This window comes from Streptomyces sp. ISL-36 (genome assembly GCF_018614205.1).
Taxonomy (GTDB): Bacteria; Actinomycetota; Actinomycetes; order Streptomycetales; family Streptomycetaceae; genus Streptomyces.
This window is the reverse complement of the sequence record NZ_JAGGOS010000112.1, coordinates 36,440-42,518: the sequence shown is the minus strand read 5'-3', so window position 1 is coordinate 42,518 and position 6,079 is coordinate 36,440. Positions and strand designations below refer to the sequence as shown.

The 6,079-nt window shown below is 72.4% G+C and carries 5 protein-coding genes; 2 read left to right on the top strand and 3 right to left on the bottom strand.

Features of this window, described 5'->3' with window-relative positions; translation table 11 throughout:
- Nucleotides 1-1,244, bottom strand: a 1,244-nt coding sequence (locus tag J7E93_RS26965) for a S8 family serine peptidase (protein ID WP_215072557.1), incomplete at its 3' end; no start/stop codon positions are given.
- A gap of 558 nt (nt 1,245-1,802) precedes the next feature.
- Here J7E93_RS26965 and J7E93_RS38160 point away from each other — a divergent pair.
- Nucleotides 1,803-2,264 (top strand): bacterial transcriptional activator domain-containing protein, encoded by a 462-nt coding sequence (locus J7E93_RS38160; RefSeq protein ID WP_215072556.1) that lies wholly within the window; start codon nt 1,803-1,805, stop codon nt 2,262-2,264.
- 72 nt (nt 2,265-2,336) lie between these two features.
- On the opposite strand, the gene J7E93_RS26955 is transcribed toward J7E93_RS38160, so the two are convergent.
- A complete protein-coding gene (locus J7E93_RS26955) occupies nt 2,337-3,551 on the bottom strand; it encodes a Cmx/CmrA family chloramphenicol efflux MFS transporter (RefSeq protein WP_215072559.1) in 1,215 nt (404 codons plus the stop codon).
- Nucleotides 3,552-3,775: 224 nt separating this feature from the next.
- Nucleotides 3,776-4,426, bottom strand: coding sequence for a hypothetical protein (locus J7E93_RS26950; RefSeq protein WP_215072555.1), 651 nt, complete (start codon nt 4,424-4,426; stop codon nt 3,776-3,778).
- Nucleotides 4,427-4,571: 145 nt separating this feature from the next.
- On the opposite strand from J7E93_RS26950, the gene J7E93_RS26945 reads away from it, so the two are divergent.
- The gene (locus J7E93_RS26945) at nt 4,572-6,017 is read left to right on the top strand and encodes an MFS transporter (RefSeq protein ID WP_215072554.1); all 1,446 of its coding nucleotides are present in this window, start codon (nt 4,572-4,574) and stop codon (nt 6,015-6,017) included.
- The last annotated feature ends 62 nt before the right edge of the window (nt 6,018-6,079 follow it).

The following is a 6,079-nucleotide window of genomic DNA, read 5'->3' as shown; positions in this document are numbered from 1 at the left end:
GGGGACGGGGGGGGCGGAGGCGCGGGTGCGGGCGCGGGGGGAGGCGACGCTTGCGGTGCGGCGGCCGCGGCCGGTGCGACGGCGGGTGCGGGTGGTGCGGCGGGGGGTACGGGGGGTACGGGGGGTGCAGCCACGGGTGTGGCGGGACTCCCATAGGCCGTCGGAGTGGCGGCCGGGGCGGAGGTCTCGTAACCGGCCGGGGCGACCGCGGGGGCGACTGCCGGGGCGACCGCCTCCTGTGGTGCGGGGGTCGCGTGCGGTGCGGGGGTCCCGTACGGCGTGGGGTTCTCGTACGGTGCCGGGGCCCCCTGCGGTACGGGGGCGGAAGCGGCTGCGGGAGTGGTCACGGCTGTCTCCTCTTTCCTGGTGATGAGGGCGTACGCCCGGGGGGCGTCGAGGCTGCCGCCGAGCCCGCGCCGGCAGGCCGGGGCGTCGGGATCGGCGCAGTCGGCGGGGGTGGTGGCCGTCGCGAGCAGGGCCTGCCCGGCGGCCCTCGGGTCCGCCACGCCTCCGGCGGCCGACTGGGCCGCGACGAGCAGCGCCGCGGTGCCGGCGACGAGCGGCGTGGCGAAACTGCTTCCCGTCAGGGAGGCCAGGCCGCCCTGGGGCGCGGCGCCCTCGATGTCCTGGCCGGGGGCGAGGATCCCGTGGGTGCGGTAGGTAGCACCCCAGTTGCTGATGTCGAGCGGCCGGCCGTCGGCACCGGTGGCGCCGACGGCCAGGACGGAGGGGTCGGCGGCCGGTACCTGGACGGTGTCGGAACCGTCGTTCCCGACGGCGGACACGACCAGGACGCCGTGGTCCTCGCAGAGCCGCAGAGCCCGGGCGAGGAGCTGATCGGGTTGCCCGTCAGCGGCCCGTTCGCCGCCGCTGATGTTGATGACGTGCGCGCCCTCGTCGACGGCACGCTCGATGGCGCGGGCCAGGTCCAGCTGCGGCACCCGGCCGTCGCCGTCGTCGCGGAAGACCGGCAGGATCAGGCCGCGGCAGCGGGGGACGAGCCCGCTGACGAGGCTGCCCGGGACGCCGAAGAGGAGGCTGGCGACATGGGTCCCATGCAGGGACATGGGTCCCTGCCCGGCGGGCTCCTGCACCAGCGTGTCCAGACGCGTCAGATCCGCGCCCGCGAAGCAGGGGTGGGACAGGTCCACGGGCCCGTCGAGCAGTGCCACGCAGACGCGTGGATCGCCGAACGGCTCGTCGCGCCGTGCGCTGAGTTCTCCGAGGACCGCCCGAGGCTTCATCCCGGACCCGCTTTCCGTGCCTGTGGGCACCGCGTGCGGAAAGGCTTTCGTTCAGACCTTCCGTCGGCCCCGTCGGCGCTCCGTCACCCGGAATGTGCAAACGGCGTCGGCAGACCGTTTCCGGACCATTTCCGGGACGTCCTCCGAGTCGTCGGGGCCGCCGGTCAGCGCGGTGGACAGGCGGGCCGGACGGTGAGCCCGACGAATGTGCCGGACGGGTCGGGGAGCCCGCTGTCGACGGGGAATCAGGGCGTATGACAGGGGCATGCGCGGATGCGTGATCCAGCGGCCGGTTGCAGAGTGAGGGGTGTGTCATCGAACGGCGTATACCTCGAACTGCTCGGTGCCTTCGAGCTCTCGTACGCCGGATGCCGCATCCCCCTCCCCTCAGGGGCACAACGCCTGTTGGCGCTTCTCGCGTTGCACCCGCCCGGCGTGTACAGGGGGGCGGCAGCCGAGCGGCTGTGGCCCGACTGCAGCCCGAGCAGAGCTTCCGCGAACCTCCGGACCGCCCTGTGCCACGGGCGGCGCGCGGGTCAGGTGACCACGGTGGAGTGCGTGGATCACCGGCTGCGTCTCGCGCCCCTGGTCGAGGTCGACCTGCGGGCCGTACGGAGCCTGGCCCAGGACGCCGTCGGGGACGGCCCGCCGCCCGCGGACCCCGAGTCGCTCGTCGCCACGCTCGGCGAGGAGCTGCTGCCCCGTTGGCAGGACGAGTGGCTCGTACTGGAGCGCGAGCGCTGGGACCACGTGCGGCTGCACGCGCTGGAGAGCGTGGCCCAGCGGCTGCAGCGGGACGGGGAGTACCTGGCCGCGTTCCAGACGGCGCTGACCGCCGCGGAGATCGACCCGATACGGGAGACGGCGCAGCGCATCCTGATAGAGATTCATCTCGCCGAGGGCAACAGGGCCTGCGCGGTGAAGCGTTACAAGGAGTATCGGCGCCTGCTGCACCGGGAGTTGGCGGTCGAGCCGTCACCGCTCATGACGCGGCTGGTGCAGGGCGTGATCTCGGCATAGGGCGTGGTCTCCGCATAGGGCGTGTCCTGCCGATCCTGCCGATCCTGCCGATCCTGCCGGGCGGGCGGTGGGTCAGCGGGAGGACTCGACCCGTTCGGCGGACGCGACCGCGCCCCGGCTCACGATGTGGCTGCCCCCCGGCTTGCGGCGGCTCAGGCGCAGGGCGAGCGCGACGGTCGCCAGCGCCACCGCGGTCATCGCCGCTCCCGCCCAGGCCGTCGCAGCGAAGCCGAGGTCCGCGTCGATGACCGTGCCGCCGAACCAGGGGCCCGCGGTGTTGCCCAGGTTGAACGCGGCCGTGGTCGTGGCGCCGGCGAGGGTCGGAGCGGCGCCGGCCACGTTGAACATGCGGGCGTTGAGGGCGGGGGCGGTGTAGAAGGCCGAGACGCCGAGGAGGAAGGAGAGGGCGACGACCGCGACCGGGCTGGAGGCGAAGAGGGCCAGGGCGATCAGGAAGACGGTCGAGGCGGTGATGCCGCTGAGCAGGACCCCGAAGAGGTGGGCGTCGGCGACCCGGCCGCCGATGTACGTACCGATCAGCGCGCCGATGCCGAAGAGACCGAGGATCGCGGACACCCACCGGGTGTCGATCCCGGCGACGTCCGTGATCACCGGCGCGAGGTAGGAGAACGCGCAGAAGATGCCGCCTGCGGCGAGTGCGGTGATCACGATCGAGAGCAGCACCTGGCGGTCGCGGTAGATCACCAGCTCGCGCTTGAGCCGCGGCTTCGTCTCCGGGACCGGGATGTGCGGGATGCGGGTCATGACGCCGACGAGCGCGATCGCGGAGGCCGCGGCGACCGCCCAGAAGGCGGAGCGCCAGCCGAGGTGCTCGCCGAGGAAGGCGCCCGCCGGGACGCCGAGGACGTTGGCGATGGAGAGGCCGCCGATCATGACCGCCATCGCGCGGGCGCGGGCGCCCACCGGGACCATGGCGATGGCGACGGCGGCGCCGACCGCCCAGAACCCGGCGCAGGCGAGCGCGCTCACGATCCTGGAGGCGAAGAGCACGCCGTAGTTCGGCGCGAGGGCACCGGCGACCTGGCCGAGGCCGAAGACGGTGATCAGGGCGACCAGGGTCGTCTTGCGGGGGAGTCGCAGGGTCGCGACGGCGAGCAGCGGGGCGCCGACGACCATGCCGATCGCGAAGGCCGAGATGAGGAGGCCGGCGCGGGAGATGGAGACGTTCATGTCGTCGGCGATGGGTGGCAGAAGGCCGGAGAGCATGAATTCGCTCGTGCCGAGCGCGAAGACGGAGAGCCCGAGGATGTAGACGGCCAGGGGCATGCGGGTGCGGCCGGACGTCGTGGGCTCGGTGGAGTGCTCGGTCGTGGGCTCGGCAGGCGAAGACGGCATGACATGGGTCAACGGGGGGTTTGTGCCTGACATTCCCCTCTCCGCCGTCGTCTCGTCATACGGGACGGTACGGGTCGTAAGGGGCACGGACGGCGTCCAGGTCTCTCTGGGACGGCCGGGGGCGGGCCAGTCCGCCGTCAGTGTCGTCGGCGCTGTCACGTCGTCAGTGTCGTCAGCTCCCGTTCCAGGTTCCGGCGCGCCGACGCCTCCCAGGCCGCTGCTCCGTGTGCCGTACGGAACAGCCGCGGGAGCGACAGCAGCTGCCGGAGCACCGCGGCCCGGCCCTCCCGGAAGGCGTCGTCCGGGACGAAGCCGTACTCCTCCCGGACCGCGGACGCATACCCCCTATAGGTGTCTGTGCCGCTCGCCAGGATGGCCAGGTCGGCGTCGCAGAGCACCTCGCCGTTGAGGTCGCCCTCCGCCGGGTCGTGGGTGACCGTCAGGCGGACCAGGCGGGCCACCTCCGCCACCTCGCGGTCGGCGAGGCCCGCCTCGGTGAGGGCCTTCTCGGCCAGGGTCGCCGAGCGTTCCTCGTTTTCGGACCGGTCCGGGCGGTAGACCGCGTCGTGGAACCAGGCGGCCAGTCGGACGAGCTCCAACTCTGCTGCCGTGGAGGCGAGTTCGTCGATCCGGTCGAGGACCGCCCGTAGGTGCTCGACCGTGTGGTACCTGCGCTGCGGCTCGGCCCAGCGCGCGAGCAGGTTCCGGCCGTACGGGGCGGGGTCCGGGCCCTCGCGGCCGGCTCGGGCCGCGAGCAGGGTCGAGGTCCAGCGCTGGAGGAGGTCGTGCTCCTCTTCGGTGGTCATGGGGGCATTCTGCCCCCCCGGAGTGCCCGTCTCCGGTCGTGTCCTTACCTCGCTCTTACCTACGGACTTACATACCCCCCATGGGTATGCTACGGTGCTGCGCAAGGTACCCCCTAGGGGTATGTGCGAGAGAAGGAGCAGGGCAATGTCAACCGTCAATCCCCGGCGCTGGTGGGCACTTGTCGTGCTCGCCGCCGCCCAGTTCATGGTCATCATGGACACCTCGATCATCGGGGTCGCGCTCCCCGAGATGCAGAAGGACCTGGGCTTCTCGCAGAGCGAGCTCCAGTGGATCTTCAACGCCTACGTCATCGTCTTCGGCGGACTCCTGCTCCTCGGCGGCCGCCTCTCCGACCTCGTCGGCGCCCGCAAGATCTTCGTCTCCGGCTGGGCGATCATGATCGCCGGCTCGGTCGTCGCCGCCGCCGCGCAGACCGCCTGGGTCGAGATCGTCGGCCGCGCCGTCCAGGGCGTCGGCGGTGCGCTGATCGCGCCCTCCGCCATGACCCTGCTGATGATGCTCTTCATGCACGACCCGAAGGAGCTCGGCAAGGCGATGGCGCTCTACGGCGCCGCCGCCCCGGCGGGCGGTACCGCGGGTGTCTTCCTCGGTGGCGTCTTCACCGAGTGGATGAGCTGGCAGTGGGTCTTCATCATCTACATCCCGATCGGCCTCGCCACCCTGGCCGCGACCAAGCTGCTCCCGGCCGTCGAGTCCCGTCGTGGTTCCGTCGACATCCTCGGCGCGGTCGCCGTCACCGCCGGCCTCGCGCTCGCCGTGTTCGCCGTGGTCCGGGCCCCCGAGGTCGGCTGGGGGGCCACCGCCACGATCCTGGAGCTGGTCGGCGCCGCCGCCCTGCTCGTCCTCTTCTTCGTGATCCAGAAGTCCATCCGCGAGCCGCTCATGCCGCTCAGCGTCTGGCGGGTCCCGCGCCTCGGCTCGGCCAACCTGGCCATGACGCTGCTGGGCGCCGCCTGGATCCCGATGTGGTACTTCCTCAACCTCTACCTGCAGCAGGTTCTCGGCTACGGGGCCTTCGCCTCCGGCGCCGCGCTGCTCCCGATGACCGTCCTGCTGATGATCTTCATGACGGCCATCACCGCCCGGCTCATGGGCAAGTTCGGTGCCAAGCCGCTGATCGCCGGTGGTCTGCTGGTCCTCGCGGCCGGTCTGGTCTGGCTGGCGGCCGTCCCGCCGACCGGCTCCTTCCTGGTCGACGTCCTGCCCGCCTCGCTGGTCGCCGCGCTCGGCATGTCCCTCGCCTACATCCCCGCGATGATCGCCGCGATGTCCGGCGCCCCGCAGGAGCAGGCCGGTCTCGCCTCCGGCATCGTCAACACCACCTACAACGTCGGCTCCGCCCTCGGCCTGGCCGCGCTGACCGCGCTCGCCATGTCGCAGGGAGCCGACCAGCTGGGCAACCTCCCGGCGCTCACCGACGGCTTCTCCGCCGCCTTCATCGGCGCCGCGGTCATCGCCGCCGCCGGTGGTGTCATCACGCTCCTCGTCATGAAGAGCGACAAGGCCCTCGCGGGCGCCCCCGACGCGTCCGCCTCCTCCGCCCCGCAGGGCGAGACGGCCACCGTGTGAAACGCCCCGCCCAGGGGTCGCCCGATGTCCGCCCCGGACATCGGGCGACCCCTTTTTCCGTT

What these genes read in the sequence shown, in the direction of transcription:
- J7E93_RS26955 (WP_215072559.1), bottom strand. Translation starts at nt 3,551, where the DNA reads ATGCCCCTGGCCGTCTACATCCTCGGGCTCTCCGTCTTCGCGCTCGGC.
- J7E93_RS26950 (WP_215072555.1), bottom strand. Translation starts at nt 4,426, where the DNA reads ATGACCACCGAAGAGGAGCACGACCTCCTCCAGCGCTGGACCTCGACC.
- J7E93_RS26945 (WP_215072554.1), top strand. Translation starts at nt 4,572, where the DNA reads ATGTCAACCGTCAATCCCCGGCGCTGGTGGGCACTTGTCGTGCTCGCC.